Raw genomic sequence first — 14,556 nt, 5'->3', positions numbered from 1 at the left:
ACTTTGCCGGACAGAATGACCGGGCCTGTTGGTTTGCCGGTCGGCGATCCTCCCAGCGGCTCGATCGAAGCGGCTAATGCGTCTCCCACATCGGGCAGGTCTGTTCTTTGCAAACGAAGTGACTTGTTCGAGGCAGCCGAAAGTACGCCCAACGAAATCGGCGTTGCTCCAGCGCGGATGAGCCACAGCTGGACGTCGCGAGCATCAGGTGCCTGTATTTTCGCAGAAAGGCTGAGGCGCCGGGTATCGCGTTCGAGCAGAACAACGACGGGAGGCTCCTTCGTCTCGTCTGTCGGCAGCAACGATGCGACCAAAGGGCGAGACGCGATCACCGATTGCGGCGGTGACACGGTTGGCGCTGGCATATTCGCCGACATCATCCAGGCGATGATCGACGCGGCCAGAGCGCCAAGTGCGCCGCCAAAGCCGACGAGACGCCAGCTAGACGTGCCGCGACGTTCCTGCATCATCGGCACGTCGAGGCGCGAAGCGATACGTTCGCGTAAGTACGGGGGAGGCGACTCTTCAGCAACCTGCGCGTAAAAGGGCGCGAGCCGTTGCTGCCACCATTCGACTTCCTGCGCGAATGCAGGGTCAACGATGGCACGTGAGCGCGCACGCACATGCTCCTCACCGGCGAGCAGGCCGATCGCCAACTCGGCCGCGATGAGACGGTCGTCATCCGTCATCGCGCAGGCACTCCCGCAGTCGGAGCAGGGCGCGGCGGATCAGGCTCTTCATCGTCGGCAGGGGAACGGCCGCGCGTTCTGCAACCTCGACGTAGGTCAGCCCGTCGAGAAAAGCGGAGTATATCGCCGCGCGCGGGCGGTCGTCGAGCTGGTTGATACACCGGTGAAGCCGCTCGCGCTCTTGCGCGAGCATTAGCGCGTCGTCGGCCAGCGCAGTCTCGTCCGCGATAGCCGCGATCTTACCATCATCGACCTCGTCATTTACCGCGGCATGATGCGCCTGCTTCGACCTGCGCCAGTCGAGCGCGCGGTTGCGCGCGATGACGCAGAGCCAGGTTATCGGACTGCCGCGCGCGGCGTCATAGGCCGGCGCGCGTTTCCAGATGATGAGATAAACCTCCTGCAACACGTCCTCGGCGACCTGTCGTTCACCACAGATACGAAGGCAGATGCCGAAAAGCTTCGCGGCCGTCATGTCGTAGATTTGGCGAAACGCCTCCCGGTCGCCGGCGCCGCATGCCGCAAGTGCCGAGATCAGCGCCGCTCGCCGCGCCGTCGCTTCCGTCCGATCGACCGTCATTTTTTATGATCGCGCCTGCATCCCAACCCGTACCACTCTCGTACCTTGATTTACCCGCATGAAGAAAGGCGTTTGTGACGCCTTTGCGCGGTCTGGGAGGTGCCTAGTGACGATGCAGGACGAACGAGCCGAGCAGGATCAGCTAATCAAAACGTTCGACGGACGCGTACGCCGCCGCGCCGACCGGCGCGCGTTCTTTACCGCGGCGCTCGGTGTCGCCGCCGCCGGCGGTGCCTTTGCCTACGCCGACCCCGCGCTCGCACAGACGACGGTGACGGACAGCGACGTGCTCAACTTTGCGCTCAACCTCGAATACCTCGAGGCGCAATTTTATCTCTACGCCGTCAACGGTAGCGGCCTGCCCAGCAACCTGACCTCCAGCGGCAGTGGCACGGCGGGCGGAACCGTTACCGGCGGCGCGAAGGTCGACTTCACGGGCGATCCGCTCGTCGGTGCCTATGCACGCGAAATTGCTGCGGACGAGCAGGCGCACGTTGCCTTTCTCCGCACGGCGCTCGGCGGGTCGGCAGTAGCGATGCCGAACATCAACATCAGCTCGGACGCGAACGGCCCCTTCACGGCGGCGGCGCGGACAGCAGGTGTCATCGGATCGACCGATACGTTCAATCCCTATTCGTCGCCGAACAATTTCCTACTCGGTGCCTTCATCTTCGAGGACGTGGGCGTGACGGCCTACAAGGGTGCGGCACCGTTGCTTAGCAGCAAGACATTCCTGGAAGCCGCCGCAGGCATCCTGGCGGTGGAGGCGTATCACGCCGCGATCGTCCGCACGACGCTCTACAGCAAGGGCGTGCAGGCGTTGGTCGACGCGACGGAGAAGATCTCCAACGCGCGCGACACGCTGGACGGCAGCCCTGCGCTCGACGCGACACGCGGTATCGGCCCCGATGACGACCAGGGTATCGCACCGTCCGGCAGCGGCGCGACGCTGACCGCCAATCTGGCGCCGCTCAACAGCAACGGCCTCGCCTACAGCCGCACGCCCGGTCAGGTACTCAACATCGTCTACCTGAATGCCGGCACCGCGACGATGGGCGGCTTCTTCCCCAATGGCGTCAACGGAAACATCAAATCGACCACCTGAGCGATCCGTCGCTTCGCTGATGTTCCTCCGACGTTTCAAGGAAAGCTCACATGATTGATCCCTTCAAAGCCATCGAAATCCTGGCAGCGGCCGAAAACCGGCGCGCGGCGCGACGCGGTTTCCTAAAAGCCGCCGGCGGCGGCGCCGTGCTGCTGGGTGGCGCCTCGCTCCTGTCCGCCTGCAAGGAGGACGAGAACTATCCGCCGACCGCGACGCCAACCCCGTCGCCGACCCCCACGCCGACCTCGACCGCGGTCACCGACAGCGATGTCCTCAACCTGGCGCTCAACCTCGAGTATCTCGAAGCGCAATTCTACCTCTACGCGGTCGGCGGCACCGGGCTCACAGCTGCAATGACGGCGAGCGGCTCGGGCACCGCAGGCGGGACCGTTACCGGCGGCGCAAAGGTTGACTTCTCGGGCGATCCGGTCGTCGGCGCTTATGCGCGCGAGATCGCGGCGGACGAGCTCGCACACGTCGTGTTCCTGCGCAACGTGCTTGGTTCAGCGGCGGTTGCGATGCCCAATATCAACATCGACGGCGGCGCAAACGGCGCATTCACCGCGGCGGCGCGTGCGGCCGGGGTGATCGGGTCCACGGACACGTTCAACCCGTATTCTTCGCCCGAGAACTTCCTGCTCGGCGCCTTTATCTTCGAGGACGTGGGCGTCACCGCGTACAAGGGCGCCGCGCCGCTGCTCTCCAACAAGACCTACCTTGAGGCAGCGGCCGGCATTCTCGCCGCGGAATCGTATCATGCCGGCATCGTGCGCACGGTGCTCTACGCCAAGGGCATGTCGACCACGTCGCTCATCACCGCGACGACCAAGATCTCCGACGCACGCGACCTGCTCGACGGCACGCCGAGTAACGATGATATTCGCGGCATCGGTTCGGACGACGACCAGGGTCTGGTCGGCTCGGGCAACACCGCCAATCTTGTGCCCGCCAACGTCAACGGGCTTGCCTACAGCCGCAACAGCCAGCAGGTGCACAATATCGTGTACCTCAACGCGACCGGCGCCAATCGCACCGGCGGCGGGTTCTTCCCCAACGGCACGAACAACCCCAACGCTTCATTGCGTGTTGGTCTGTCGTAAATACCTAGGTGCTCGGGCTTTCGCCCGGGCACCTTGCCGCCCTGCGCTTTATTCTAATGGTTGCGAGAAGCCAGAGCAGGGGCCGGCGTAACCTCTACCTACTCTACGCGCAGGTCTCCGGAACGGCCAGCAAGCGACACGCCCTCGCTGCCACAGCCCGGCGTAAAATCGATCTGAGCAGCCGTAATGTCGGCGGGACTAAGCAGACCTCAGGCAGACCAGCTGCGCTTCTGATAGGCAAGGCTTCCCGCGTATCCCGATGCAAAAGCAAGTGGGACTGAACTGCGTCAGAGTTGCCTGAGACCCTTGAGCACGCAGAGCCACGGCAACGTGTGGAGCGAACGTACCGACGGTAATCCCGTTTCGTCTCCTCGTCGTCTCACGATGTCACCGAAGTTTACCGCAGCGGCATGCGCCTCCGCCAGGAAAGAGGGCATGAAAAACCCCGCCAACCCAAGGGGAAGGCGGGGTCTTCAATGGTGGGCGTGGCAAGGATTGAACTTGCGACCCCTGCGATGTCAACACAGTGCTCTACCACTGAGCTACACGCCCGAGGGGGGTGCCTCTAACCGGGGTCGCCGGGCATGGCAAGCACTCAATTCAATTCATTCAACGCGTCGACGTTGAACAAGCGGTCTACCTCCAGCACGAGGTCGCGCAGATGGAACGGCTTGGACAGGACGCGCGCCTGCGGCATCGCGCTGCCCGCCTTCAATGTGACCGCGGCGAAGCCGGTGATGAACATGACGCGCAGCGACGGCACCAGCTCCGACGCCTTTTGCGCCAGCTCGATCCCGTCCATCTCTGGCATGACGATGTCGGTCAGCAGCAGGTCGAACGACTCTTCTTCCAGCAGCGGCAGCGCCGCGGTACCCCGATCGACCGCCTTCACCGCATAGCCCGACCGTTCCAGCGCGCGCGTCAGATACTCGCGCATCACCGCGTCGTCCTCGGCCAGCAGAATCTTGATCATCATCACCCTCGATCGAACGACCATGACTATGCCTGCGGAACGGGTAACTTTCCACCGCCGGAAATGGTGAACGTCGTCGCAACGCGGCACATGGTGTTGCTCCCGCGGCGAAGCTCCCATACCGTCGGCCATCCATGACGGCACCGTTTCGCATCATCGGCAGCACCGTGCCTGACAGTCCGGTGGTGTTATCGGTGCCGCATGCCGGGCGTGACTATCCCGCCGCGCTCTACGCCGCGCTGCGTGCCTCGCGCGACAGCCTGCGCGCGCTTGAGGACCGTTACATCGACGCGGTCGTGCTACCGGCACGCGGCAGCGAGACGCTGCTGCTGCAGGATGCACCCCGCGCCTGGATCGACCTAAACCGCGCCGAGCACGAGCGCGATCCGTTGCTGGACGACGGAGCAAGGCGGTCGCACCTGTCGGCCAAGGTGCGGGCGGGGCTTGGCATCGTGCCGCGACGAACGGGCGCCACCGGGGAGATCTGGCGGCGCCGGCTGGGTACGGACGAGGTCGAGGCGCGGATTGAGGCCGATCACCGCCCCTATCACGCGGCGCTGGCGCAGATACTCGAGCGCGCGCGCGATCGCTTCGGCGTCGCGGTGCTGCTCGACCTGCACTCGATGCCGCCGCTGCCGGGCGGGCGCACCCGCGTGGTGGTGGGCGATCGCTTCGGGCGGTCGGCCGCGGGCCGCTTCGTGCAGCGCGTCGAGACGGAGATCGCCGCGGCCGGGCTCGTCCACGCGCTCAACACGCCCTACGCGGGCGGGCACATCCTTGAGCGCCACGCGCAGCCGGCGGCGAACATCCACGCGGTGCAGCTGGAGATCGATCGCGCGCTCTACCTCGACGCCCGGCTCGACCTGCCTGGAGCAGGGCTGGACCGTGCGGTCGCGCTCGTCCGCGCGATCATCGACGCGCTGCGCGACGAGGCTTTGTCGGGCGTCACCTCAAGTAACCTGGCGCAGGCGGCAGAATGAAAAAAAAGCCACCGTGCTAAAAGCACGATGGCCGAGGTTCAGGGAGGAGGCACATCGAAGATGTGCCGTACGGCCTCGCGAAAGGGGGGACACGAGAACCGTACACAACAAACATAAGATGGGAGGCAAAGGTTTCAAGCAAGCCGCGAGAAAATCACCGTTTCTCTCAAGCGCTCTATCGCAGCGTCTTAGCGGTGCAGCGCGGGCGCCATCCGTGCCAGCACGTGATCGCGCCGGACGAAATGATGGTAGAGCGCGGCGCCGACGTGCAGCACGACCAGCGCCAGCATCAGCCAGCCGAGCACGCCGTGCGCGCTATGACCCGCGTCGGCAGCGCCGGCCGACAGCGGCAGCAGCGGCACGTTGAATAGCCCGAACCAGCTTAACGGTCGCGTCGCATCAGGGGCTGACACCATCGCCCAGCCGGTCAGCGGCATCGCGATCATCAGCGCATAGAGCGCCCAGTGCGTCAGGTGCGCGGTGCCGCGCTGCCAATCAGGCGTGCTCGCGGGGAGCGGCGGCGGCCGGTGCGCCAGCCGCCACAAAACGCGTGCAGCAGTGAGCGCCAGCACGGTGATGCCGATCGCCTTGTGCGCGCCCATCAGGTTGCGCAGCGCCGGTATGCCTTCGTGACCGATGCCAATCACCAGATTGGCGATCACCAGCAGCGCGATGGTCCAGTGGAATGCGATCGCCACCGACGAGTAGCGGCTGGTGTCGGTGGCATATCGCGTCATCAGGCTTCTCCGGTCAGAACGACAGCTGCGCCTGCGGCATCTTGCCTAGGCGAACCTGACGCGAGAAGATTTCACGCATCAGCGCCAGCGAGAACAGGTGCGCGTAGAGCAACGGCAGCATGCCCGACTGCGAAATCTTGCGCAATTGATCGCCGCGCAGGTCGGCCAGCTTCTGTTCGTCGACCATCTGGAACCCGCGATACACGAAGGGCTGCTCGACGCCTTCCTGCTGGATCGACACCTCGCCGTCCATCAGCAGGTCCATTTCGCGCAGCTCCTTCATGAATTGGCTGGTGCGCGCACCCGCCTGCTCGAAGCTCTCGGTAAACTGCAGTACGTTCTGGACGATCTCGGTCGGCTTGCCATCGGCGAACATCGGCTCTCCGTCCTCGAACGGACCGATCGTGTCTGACGTGGGATCGAAGCACAGCGACAGCTCCTGCGCGTCGGGGCTGAGGCGTGCGAGCATGTACGGGTAACGGCGGATATAGGCCGGGACGTAGAAATCGTCCTGGATCAACTTGCCCTCGTCATCGACGAAGACGTTGACGCCCTCGTTCAGCCCCATCAGCCCGATCGGGATCGCGTCGTCGCCGACCGAGAAGACGATCGGCATGAAACGCTGCACCAGCGGGAATTCCTCGACGGTCAATGGCACGGCGTGCTGCTGCGCGAGGAAGGGGGCGACGTTCGCCGGACGGATGCGATAGTTCGCGTGGGCCTCGCTCGAGAGCGGCTCCAGGCCATTGTAGAAGAGCGGAAGCTGCGGCGCGGTGGCCATTAACGTATCTCCAGGTATGTTCGTTATCGTGTCGGTTCGGGAAAGTTCCCGGACGAGCGTTGTTTTTTCGCGGGTTATTCGGTGCCGCTGGCGCGCGCAAGCACGATCGGGTCGATCGACCTCGACGCGAGCTCGTCAGCGGGCAATCAGCTTGCCCGGATTGAACAGCCAGTCCGGGTCGAGCGCTTGCTTGACCGCGTGCAGCGCGCCCATTCGCGCGGGCGACGACAGGCGTGCCAGCTCGGCGATCTTCATCTGACCGATGCCATGCTCCGCCGAAATCGATCCACCCGCCGCGACCACCAGATCGTGGACGAAGGCGGAGACGACCGGCACCTGCTCGCCGTACCAGCGTGCGAGGTCGGTCCCCTTGGGCGCACGGACATGAAAGTGAACGTTGCCGTCGCCCAGATGCCCGAACCCCGACGCGTGCGTGCCGGGAAAGCGCGCCTCGCAGGCAGCGGCTGCCTCCACCATGAAGCGCGGCATGGCGTCTACGGGAACCGAGATGTCGTGCTGCGCCGCCGGTCCGGTCGCGCGTTCGGCATCCGAGATCGATTCACGCATGCGCCAGAAGGCGTCGGCTTGCGCCTCGCTCGCCGCGATCGTTGCGTCGGCGATCAGGCCGTCCGACAATGCTCCGGCGAGCACGCGCTCGACGATCCCGGCTGGTTCCGCGCCTGCGTCAGCGGCGGTGACTTCGACCAGAGCATGCCACGGTGTGTCGGCAGCAATCGGCGCGCGCGCGTCGGGCAGATAGGCGAGCACGGCGGCCAGCGACTCGCGCGGCAGCAACTCGAAGCTCTCGACCGCGTCGCTCGCCGCCTGGAAGCGTCGCAGCAGCACGAGCGCGTCGTCGGGCGACGCGAGCGCTACCCAGGCGACCGCACGCGCGGCCACCGCTGGTACCAGCCGGAGCGCGGCGGCGGTGACGATGCCGAGCGTTCCCTCCGCGCCGATCAGCAACTGGTTTAGGTCGTAGCCGCGATTGTCTTTTTTTAGCGGCGACAGCCCATCGTGAAGCGACCCATCGGGCAACACCGCCTCTACTCCTGCGACCAGCCCGCGCATCGTCCCGAAACGCAGCACCTGCGTGCCCCCCGCGTTGGTTGAGGCGAGGCCGCCCACCGTCGCCGATCCGCGCGCGCCGAGCGTCAGCGGGAAACGCCTGCCGATCGACAGCGCGGCCTCGTGCAACTCGGCCAGGATCACGCCCGCCTCCGCCACCGCGAGCCCCGCGTCGGGATCGAGCCGCCGCATCCGCTTCATGCGCCTCATCGACAGGATCGCCGCACTGCCGTCAGCGGGTGGCGTCGCGCCGCCGACCATCGAACTGTTGCCTCCCTGCGGTACCAGCGGCACGCCAGTCGCGACCGCAGCGCGCACCACCGCCTGCACCTGCGCGGTATCTTCCGGTTCGACCAGCAGGTCGGCACGCCCCTGGTAGCGCCGGCGCCAGTCGACCAGCCACGGCGCGATCGCGTCCGCGTCGGTGACGATCGCATGCGGCGGCAGATCGGCGGACAAGGTGGCGGCAAGCTCGCGGAGCGCAGGTGTCATCGCCATGTCTTGCGGCGAATTCATCAAAGGTTCAAACGTTTGAACGCAATCAACCGAGGCCGATGTTCACGCGCGTTCGTCTTTCTTCGCTGCCGGGTTCCGCACTGCTTGCCCCCGCGCTCCTCGTCGTGGCGGCGCCGTTGCTCGTGTCGGCACACGCAGCGCCCGCATGGGCGGGCAGCGAGCTGGCGCAGCTCACCATCCACGAACGCCTGATCATCCGCATCCCGCGCATGACGCCCATGCGCGCGCGCGCGACGCCGATTACGCCTGTGTGGCGCGAGAAAAAGGGGCCGCACTGCGTCGAGATGAAGTCGCTGACCGGTGCCGCGATCAGCGAAGATGGCGATGTCGACCTGATCGTCGAAGGCGTGCGTCGCATCCGTGCCAAGCTGGACGACGAGTGCCCAGCGATGAACTTCTACTCGGGCTTTTATCTGAAACCGACCGGTGACGGCAAAATTTGTGCACGCCGCGACCTATTGCGGTCGCGCAGCGGTTCGCGTTGCGGGATCGATCGCTTCAAAACGCTGGTGGCGGCCAAATAGCGCCGTCGGCAGGGCGGATCAGCCAATAACGCGCGCCGGAGCCACGCGCTGCGCCGTCTGCGTGGACGCGTTCGCCATCGCAGCGGCGGTGCCGGTTGCCGGGCGCAGGTGGAACCATTCGGGCCGATCGATCGCGATCAGGAATGCGAGCACGCTCAACCCGAATCCGAGCATCAGCAGCGATGCGCGGATCGATTCGACCAAGCTACGGTGACGCGGGGATTCGTGCATCGGTGCGACCTCCTTGAGTGGCCGCTTCGTCTACGCTCGCGTCGTCGCACGCGTGTGATCGCGCCGTGACGTTTTTTTGCTGCAACGCAGCGTTACAGAAGCGCAGCAGATCGGGCGCCGCTCTTCCATCCGGCGTTCAGCTCTCGTCGTCGCTATGCTCGTGAAGCGAGCCGAGATCGTGCAGCAGCGCGATCGGCTCGGCTGCATCGCCGACGTGGATCAATGCGCGCCCGCCATCGATGAACGAGATCGCGGCCTCGGCGCGGTCGGTACGTTGCTGCAGCAGCCGCTGCATCGCGCTCAGGTCGATGCCCGGTGCGCGCCGGTCGAGCACGATGATGTCGGGATCGTCGCCCGCCTCGATCAGCCGCATTGCCTGCGCGCCGTGCGGCACCGAGCGGATCGTCATCGCGGTGCGCAGCCGCTCGTAGAGGCTGAGCGGCAGTTCGGGATCGAGCGACTGCTCGACGACCATCACGTCGAGCGGGCGAGACCTGCGCATCAGATCAGCCCCACGGCGCGCAGGCTGACCTGCCCGTCGCGCGCGACGACGACGTGATCGTGAACGGTGATGTTGAGCGGGGCGGCGGCGCTCATCACGGCGCGCGTCAGCGACACGTCGTGCGCGCTGGGCGTCGGGTCGCCTGATGGATGGTTGTGCGCCAGGATAATCGCGGCGCTGCCGAGGTCGAGTGCGCGGTGGATCAGCTCGCGCACGTGGATTGCCGCGGCGTCGATCGTTCCACGCGCCATCACCTCCGACCGGATCAGCCGGTTGCGCGCATCGAGGAACAGCGCACGGACCTCCTCGCGCGGCAGGAACGCCATCTGCGCGCGCAGCAGGTCGTGCAATGCCGCCGAATTGGACACGAGCGGTCTGTCCTCGACGCGGCACGCGAGCACCTCGCGCATCGTCTCGGCAAAGGAGGCGAGCGCGGCGCTAACCGCCGCGCCGTCGCAAACCACCGCGTTGATCCGGTGCGGGCTCGCCGCCAGCGTGGCTGCAACCGTCTCGAATTCCGCCGCCAGCGCCCATGCCTCGTGCGTCGCATCGGGCAGGTCGCGCAGCAGGTAACTCAGCTGGCGGGCACACTCCCTGGTTCGCGCGCTAACGCACGCCGGCTCCGCCGCTCCGTCCGCCAGATCCCGCCCGCGATCACCGGCAGCAGCAGATAGGTCGTCAGCCCCGCGATCGAGTAACCGTCGGCGTGAAAGCCCGGATTGATCAGGTGTCCCAAGTGCGCCAGCAGCGACGGCACCATCAGTGCGGCGGCGAACAGCGGCCATCGGCGGTCCGATCTCACGGCCACCAGCACGAAGATCGCAAAGGTGATCAGGTCGAGCACCAGAATGCGCCATTCAAGCTGGTGGTAACGGACCGCCAGCGGCGAGCGTACGAGGCGGGTGAGCACCACGCCGACGAACAACGTGGTGGCGATCACCCGTTCGGGCCATTCGCCGCGCAACCACGCGGCGAGGACCAGCAAGGCGCTGACGATCCAGAAACAGGCGACGTACCACGGCATGGGTGCTGACCCATCACCGCGCGCGCGCCGGGTCAAGCCCCGGTTGCGCGCGTCGCCCGAGCGATTAGGCCGCCGTTTGCGCGGCCAGCGTCAGCGTCGGCGCGGTGCGCTCGGGCGCGACCGTGTCGTCGGGTCCGACCGCCCCCGGCGCGATCCGCCACGCGGCGCGATATTCGGCGAGGCGGGCGTGGACGCGGTAGAGCGCGTCCTGCGCGGCGAAGGACGCATTCGCTGCCTCCACCGCGAGTGCGACGACATCGCCGGCCTCGTCGGGCGCGAAGCGCGCGCGCTGCCGCGCCTTCAACAGCGTGGCCACGCACTCGAAGCTCGCCGCGGCGGCGTCGATCGCCTGGCGCTTGGCGGGAAGGAAGGACGCGCCGACGTCGAGCGCGATCTGATGGCGAAGATGCGACATGCGAATGAACTCCCGGCCTCGCCGGAAGTGCGTTCGCACCCCGGCTAATTGCTGCTGTGCCGGTGGATCGCGTCTGCCCAGCGCTGTATGCCGTCGGTCACGGGAGCGACGAGCGCGAGCGCCGCCATGACGGCGAACCCGAGCCCCGCGATCGTGAGCAATCTGGTCAGCGCGGGCGGATGCTGGTCCGCCGTGTTGCGGTCGGTGAACTGGGGCGGGGCGGGTGAGGGTAGGTGCAGGAAGATCGCTCGATCCTCCCGCACCATCTCCGCGCCGCCCCCCAGCGCATTGACCCCGGCTTGATGGCGGGGCGGGGTCGAATCGGGCATACCAGACGATGCCCTAGGGGACGAAATGGTAGCCGCTGGCGGCGTAAATGACTGGAAAGCGATACTTTCCCGCGACCGCTCCTCCTCCGCCACCATGCGCGCAGCGGCGGGACGACGGACGCCGCCGAGCTTGGCGCGCGCGTTGCGGACGTGGGTCTCTACCGTTTTTGCCGACAGGTTGAGCGCGCGCGCGACTTCCGGACCTTCCAGCCCTTGCGCGAACAGGCGCAGCACCTCGCGCTCGCGCGCGGTCAATGCTTGCAGGCCGTCATGTGACGTGGATGGCATGGCTCGTCCCGGATCGCCGCCAGATGAGGAACGCAGGTTAACCTTGTTTACGCGCTTTCGCCAGTGCGGGCGAGGATGGCCGCGGTTGAGCGGCGAACGGCGATCGGAGCCGCATGGCAGCTGGTGTTTGAGGCATCGCGCCAAAAGGCGCGAACGATGTGCCTTGTGAGGTGCAAACCTCAACCCTGATCCGCGACGCTGGCCACCGCCGCGGATCAGGAGTGGTCGAGCGTCAGGCCTGTGGCTTGCGCGCCAGGCGTGCGGAGGCGATGCTGCCCAGCAACGTCTCATACTGCGCGATCGTGTAGCCCGCGTCGGTGAATGCGTTCAGCGCGCTGGTCGGCACGGTATAGCCGTGATGCCAGCTGAGCACCGCCATGCGCCGCAGCGCTTCCAGCTTTGGGTCGGCTAGTCGCGGATTGTGGCGCGCGCCGAACAGCCCGCCCATCGCGACCGACAGCCGCGACGGCGCGCGCAGCGACGACAGCCGGTCGTTGCGCGCAATCGCGACAACCGACCATTCGAGTGCGCTCAGCTTGGTCGCCGGCGCCTCGACCGGCAGCGGATCGTGACGGGGCGCGAGCGAGAGCAGCTCGTCGTGCTGGGCGGCGAAATCGATATAGGCCATGACAATTCTCCCTGCTGCGTGCGCGCACGCGGGACCGCGATCATGGTCGGGGCCATGTCCGGGTTCGTTGTATTGGTGCGGCTCACCGACATGAGCCGCGCATCGGCGTTGATGACGATCGGCCTGGGGCCAGTCGAAGGTGGGTGGTGGCTGCCCCGATCAGGTAAGCTACCGTTTCTGTACTTAGCGGTATAGAAAGGGGCGCAGCTCAGGTCAACAGCTTTGTGTACCGGACGGTAAAATAATTATCGGCGCGATAGCTCGGGATCGTTCGGTCAGCGCGTCGGCCACATCGCCAGGCTGGTGTCGACTACACGCTCCAAGTCGGCGCGGGTCGCGCCCGATCCCGCCTGCACCGCCATGCCCTGCACCAACGCGTAGATATAGGCGGTCAGCGCCTCCGGCTCGAAGTGCGTCGGCAGGTCGCCGTCAGTCTGCGCGGTGCGGAAGCGTTCCACGAGCGCGGCCTGTGACGAGGCGCGCCGCTTCATCACGTCGGCCTTGATCGACTCACCTTCGGCGCCGCACGCGCTAGAGGTGATGACGCGAAGGCAGCCGCTCGGCCCGCAATCATTCGCCTGCGCGTCGATCGCACCGCGCATCAGATGCTCGGCCACAGCCCGCGCGGTCGGCTGCTTCAACGCCTCGCGTGTGTAGGCGAGCTTCTCCGCCTCGTAGAGGTCGAGCGCCTTGTGGAACAGCGACTCCTTGTTGCCGAATGCGGCGTAGATGCTGGGCTTGGTGATCCCCATCGCCTGGGTGAGGTCCGCCATCGTCGCACCCTCGTACCCCTTCGACCAGAACACGCCGAGCGCAGCCGTCAGCGCGGCGTCGATGCAAAACTCGCGCGGGCGCCCCTTGGGTGCGGCGCACGGCGTCGTTGCAGGGGCATCGGTAACGGCAGTTTCCATAACGCTTGGTATATAATTGAAACGGCGCGAGAGTCCAGTCGGGCAGGCCTCGAGGGCACCGGTGCGGTGCGCTCAATCGGCGAGCATCTCCGCCACCCGGCGCTTCAGTTGCTGCGTATCGAACGGCTTGGTCATGACGGTCATGCCGTCCTCCAGCTGCCCCGCACCGACCGCGGCATTGGCGGCGTAGCCGGTCACGAACAGCACGCGCAGCGACGGCCTGACGCTGCGTCCCGCGTCCGCGACCTGCCGTCCGTTCAGTCCGCCGGGCAGGCCGACGTCGGTGATCAGCAGGTCGATCGACGCTGCGGTCTGGAGGATCGCGACGCCGCGCGGTCCGTTTGACGCAGTCACCACGCGGTATCCGGCATCGATCAGCACGTCGCTCACCAGATCGCGGATCGCGACCTCGTCCTCGACCAGCAGGATCGTGCGGCCTCCTTCCTCTGGTTTCGCCTCGTCCGCACGCGGCACGGGTGATGAGGGCAGGGCGTGCGTCGCTTGTGGCCCCGCCAGCCGCGGCAGGAACAGCGACATCGTCGTGCCCTCGTCAACCACCGACCTGACCTGCACCTGTCCGCCCGACTGACGCACGAAACCGTAGATCATCGACAGGCCGAGGCCCGTGCCCTCGCCGATCGGCTTGGTGGTGAAAAAGGGATCGAACACGCGCTCGATCACCTCGTTCGACATGCCTGTACCGGTATCGTTCACGTGCAGCGCGACATATTCGCCCGCGGGCAGGTCGTGCCCGGGCATCCCCGCCGCGATGACGACATTTTCGGTTGCGATCGCCAGCCGCCCGCCGTCTGGCATTGCGTCGCGCGCGTTGATGCACAGGTTGAGCAGCGCATTCTCCAGCTGCGGCGCGTCGACCAGCACCGGCCACAGCTCGCGCCCGGTCTCGACGCTTAGTTCGATCTCGGGGCCGAGCGTGCGGTCGATGATGTCGATCATCCCCGCCACCAGCACGCCGGTGTCGGTCGCGGTCGGTGCCAGCGTCTGGCGGCGCGAAAAGGCGAGCAGCCGCTGCGTCAGTGCCGCCGCGCGCTGCGCGCCCGTCCGCGCCATCGTCATGTAGCGGTCCAGCTTGTCGTACTGACCGGCGTTGATGCGATGTTCGAGCAGTTCGAGCCCGCCGGTCACCGCGGTCAGCAGGTTGTTGAAATCGTGCG

At 66.3% G+C, this 14,556-nt stretch carries 19 protein-coding genes and 1 tRNA gene; 4 read left to right on the top strand and 16 right to left on the bottom strand.

Annotated elements, in window-relative coordinates; translation table 11 throughout:
• Both QZ847_RS09400 and QZ847_RS09395 read right to left on the bottom strand, forming a co-directional pair.
• On the bottom strand, positions 1-689 hold a 689-nt coding region (locus QZ847_RS09400), incomplete at its 3' end, for an anti-sigma factor (RefSeq protein WP_294355919.1).
• Positions 679-1,269, bottom strand: coding sequence for a sigma-70 family RNA polymerase sigma factor (locus tag QZ847_RS09395; protein ID WP_294355916.1), 591 nt, complete (start codon positions 1,267-1,269; stop codon positions 679-681). The genes QZ847_RS09395 and QZ847_RS09400, both read right to left, overlap by 11 nt.
• 112 nt (positions 1,270-1,381) lie before the next feature.
• Here QZ847_RS09395 and QZ847_RS09390 point away from each other — a divergent pair, with 112 nt between their 5' ends.
• Complete coding sequence (locus QZ847_RS09390; protein ID WP_294355926.1) at positions 1,382-2,374, top strand: ferritin-like domain-containing protein; 993 nt, start codon at positions 1,382-1,384, stop codon at positions 2,372-2,374.
• Between the two features lie 50 nt (positions 2,375-2,424).
• Positions 2,425-3,474, top strand: coding sequence for a ferritin-like domain-containing protein (locus QZ847_RS09385; protein WP_294190191.1), 1,050 nt, complete (start codon positions 2,425-2,427; stop codon positions 3,472-3,474).
• A 477-nt stretch (positions 3,475-3,951) separates the two neighbouring features.
• On the opposite strand, the gene QZ847_RS09380 is transcribed toward QZ847_RS09385, so the two are convergent.
• Both QZ847_RS09380 and cpdR read right to left on the bottom strand, forming a co-directional pair.
• A tRNA-Val gene (locus tag QZ847_RS09380) sits at positions 3,952-4,026 on the bottom strand.
• A 43-nt stretch (positions 4,027-4,069) separates the two neighbouring features.
• Positions 4,070-4,447, bottom strand: a complete 378-nt coding sequence (gene cpdR / locus QZ847_RS09375; protein WP_294355913.1) for a cell cycle two-component system response regulator CpdR — start codon at positions 4,445-4,447, stop codon at positions 4,070-4,072.
• A 134-nt stretch (positions 4,448-4,581) separates the two neighbouring features.
• Between cpdR and QZ847_RS09370 the strand changes: the two genes are divergently transcribed.
• Positions 4,582-5,427 carry an N-formylglutamate amidohydrolase gene (locus tag QZ847_RS09370; protein WP_294355910.1) on the top strand — a complete coding sequence of 282 codons (846 nt, stop codon included), beginning with the start codon at positions 4,582-4,584 and terminating at the stop codon, positions 5,425-5,427.
• A 188-nt stretch (positions 5,428-5,615) separates the two neighbouring features.
• Here the strand turns inward: QZ847_RS09370 and QZ847_RS09365 are convergent, their stop codons facing one another.
• The 3 genes from QZ847_RS09365 to QZ847_RS09355 all read right to left on the bottom strand — a co-directional run bounded on the left by QZ847_RS09365 (position 5,616) and on the right by QZ847_RS09355 (position 8,529).
• Entirely contained in the window at positions 5,616-6,164 is a 549-nt protein-coding gene (locus QZ847_RS09365; RefSeq protein ID WP_294355907.1) for a cytochrome b, read from the bottom strand.
• A 13-nt stretch (positions 6,165-6,177) separates the two neighbouring features.
• Positions 6,178-6,945, bottom strand: a complete 768-nt coding sequence (locus tag QZ847_RS09360) for a SapC family protein (protein WP_294355904.1) — start codon at positions 6,943-6,945, stop codon at positions 6,178-6,180.
• A gap of 135 nt (positions 6,946-7,080) precedes the next feature.
• A complete protein-coding gene (locus QZ847_RS09355; protein ID WP_294355899.1) occupies positions 7,081-8,529 on the bottom strand; it encodes an FAD-binding oxidoreductase in 1,449 nt (482 codons plus the stop codon).
• Positions 8,530-8,567: 38 nt separating this feature from the next.
• Between QZ847_RS09355 and QZ847_RS09350 the strand changes: the two genes are divergently transcribed.
• Positions 8,568-9,053: a hypothetical protein gene (locus QZ847_RS09350; protein WP_294355896.1), complete on the top strand. Its 486-nt coding sequence runs from the start codon at positions 8,568-8,570 to the stop codon at positions 9,051-9,053.
• A gap of 18 nt (positions 9,054-9,071) precedes the next feature.
• Here QZ847_RS09350 and QZ847_RS09345 read toward each other — a convergent pair whose 3' ends face one another.
• From QZ847_RS09345 to QZ847_RS09305, 9 genes are all read right to left on the bottom strand, one after another.
• A complete protein-coding gene (locus QZ847_RS09345; RefSeq protein ID WP_294355893.1) occupies positions 9,072-9,284 on the bottom strand; it encodes a hypothetical protein in 213 nt (70 codons plus the stop codon).
• A 136-nt stretch (positions 9,285-9,420) separates the two neighbouring features.
• Entirely contained in the window at positions 9,421-9,786 is a 366-nt protein-coding gene (locus QZ847_RS09340; RefSeq protein ID WP_294355890.1) for a hypothetical protein, read from the bottom strand.
• Complete coding sequence (radC, locus tag QZ847_RS09335) at positions 9,786-10,313, bottom strand: RadC family protein (protein ID WP_294355922.1); 528 nt, start codon at positions 10,311-10,313, stop codon at positions 9,786-9,788. The genes QZ847_RS09340 and radC overlap by 1 nt, the downstream gene beginning before the upstream one ends.
• A 47-nt stretch (positions 10,314-10,360) precedes the next feature.
• On the bottom strand, positions 10,361-10,810 hold the full coding sequence (locus QZ847_RS09330) for a hypothetical protein (RefSeq protein ID WP_294355888.1): 450 nt from the start codon (positions 10,808-10,810) through the stop codon (positions 10,361-10,363).
• A gap of 64 nt (positions 10,811-10,874) precedes the next feature.
• The gene (locus QZ847_RS09325; protein WP_294190923.1) at positions 10,875-11,225 is read right to left on the bottom strand and encodes a hypothetical protein; all 351 of its coding nucleotides are present in this window, start codon (positions 11,223-11,225) and stop codon (positions 10,875-10,877) included.
• Positions 11,226-11,269: 44 nt separating this feature from the next.
• Positions 11,270-11,842 carry a helix-turn-helix transcriptional regulator gene (locus QZ847_RS09320; protein ID WP_294355887.1) on the bottom strand — a complete coding sequence of 191 codons (573 nt, stop codon included), beginning with the start codon at positions 11,840-11,842 and terminating at the stop codon, positions 11,270-11,272.
• Between the two features lie 232 nt (positions 11,843-12,074).
• Complete coding sequence (locus QZ847_RS09315) at positions 12,075-12,470, bottom strand: hypothetical protein (protein ID WP_294190921.1); 396 nt, start codon at positions 12,468-12,470, stop codon at positions 12,075-12,077.
• Between the two features lie 275 nt (positions 12,471-12,745).
• Entirely contained in the window at positions 12,746-13,381 is a 636-nt protein-coding gene (locus QZ847_RS09310; protein ID WP_294355884.1) for a TetR/AcrR family transcriptional regulator, read from the bottom strand.
• 72 nt (positions 13,382-13,453) lie between these two features.
• Positions 13,454-14,556: ATP-binding protein (locus QZ847_RS09305; protein ID WP_294355881.1), on the bottom strand; the 1,103-nt coding region annotated here is incomplete at its 5' end.

Origin of the sequence: uncultured Sphingomonas sp. (assembly GCF_913778135.1) — a bacterium.
Taxonomy (GTDB): domain Bacteria; phylum Pseudomonadota; class Alphaproteobacteria; order Sphingomonadales; family Sphingomonadaceae; genus Sphingomonas.
This window is presented reverse-complemented; position numbering and strand designations above follow the sequence as displayed.

Bases quoted from the DNA above. Each gene is read 5' to 3' on its own strand.
- QZ847_RS09370 (WP_294355910.1), top strand. From the start codon at position 4,582: ATGACGGCACCGTTTCGCATCATCGGCAGCACCGTGCCTGACAGTCCG.
- QZ847_RS09310 (WP_294355884.1), bottom strand. From the start codon at position 13,381: ATGGAAACTGCCGTTACCGATGCCCCTGCAACGACGCCGTGCGCCGCA.
- QZ847_RS09360 (WP_294355904.1), bottom strand. From the start codon at position 6,945: ATGGCCACCGCGCCGCAGCTTCCGCTCTTCTACAATGGCCTGGAGCCG.
- QZ847_RS09320 (WP_294355887.1), bottom strand. From the start codon at position 11,842: ATGCCATCCACGTCACATGACGGCCTGCAAGCATTGACCGCGCGCGAG.
- QZ847_RS09345 (WP_294355893.1), bottom strand. From the start codon at position 9,284: ATGCACGAATCCCCGCGTCACCGTAGCTTGGTCGAATCGATCCGCGCA.
- QZ847_RS09325 (WP_294190923.1), bottom strand. From the start codon at position 11,225: ATGTCGCATCTTCGCCATCAGATCGCGCTCGACGTCGGCGCGTCCTTC.
- QZ847_RS09390 (WP_294355926.1), top strand. From the start codon at position 1,382: ATGCAGGACGAACGAGCCGAGCAGGATCAGCTAATCAAAACGTTCGAC.
- QZ847_RS09355 (WP_294355899.1), bottom strand. From the start codon at position 8,529: ATGAATTCGCCGCAAGACATGGCGATGACACCTGCGCTCCGCGAGCTT.
- QZ847_RS09385 (WP_294190191.1), top strand. From the start codon at position 2,425: ATGATTGATCCCTTCAAAGCCATCGAAATCCTGGCAGCGGCCGAAAAC.
- QZ847_RS09395 (WP_294355916.1), bottom strand. From the start codon at position 1,269: ATGACGGTCGATCGGACGGAAGCGACGGCGCGGCGAGCGGCGCTGATC.
- QZ847_RS09330 (WP_294355888.1), bottom strand. From the start codon at position 10,810: ATGCCGTGGTACGTCGCCTGTTTCTGGATCGTCAGCGCCTTGCTGGTC.
- QZ847_RS09315 (WP_294190921.1), bottom strand. From the start codon at position 12,470: ATGGCCTATATCGATTTCGCCGCCCAGCACGACGAGCTGCTCTCGCTC.
- cpdR (WP_294355913.1), bottom strand. From the start codon at position 4,447: ATGATCAAGATTCTGCTGGCCGAGGACGACGCGGTGATGCGCGAGTAT.
- QZ847_RS09365 (WP_294355907.1), bottom strand. From the start codon at position 6,164: ATGACGCGATATGCCACCGACACCAGCCGCTACTCGTCGGTGGCGATC.
- QZ847_RS09350 (WP_294355896.1), top strand. From the start codon at position 8,568: ATGTTCACGCGCGTTCGTCTTTCTTCGCTGCCGGGTTCCGCACTGCTT.
- QZ847_RS09340 (WP_294355890.1), bottom strand. From the start codon at position 9,786: ATGCGCAGGTCTCGCCCGCTCGACGTGATGGTCGTCGAGCAGTCGCTC.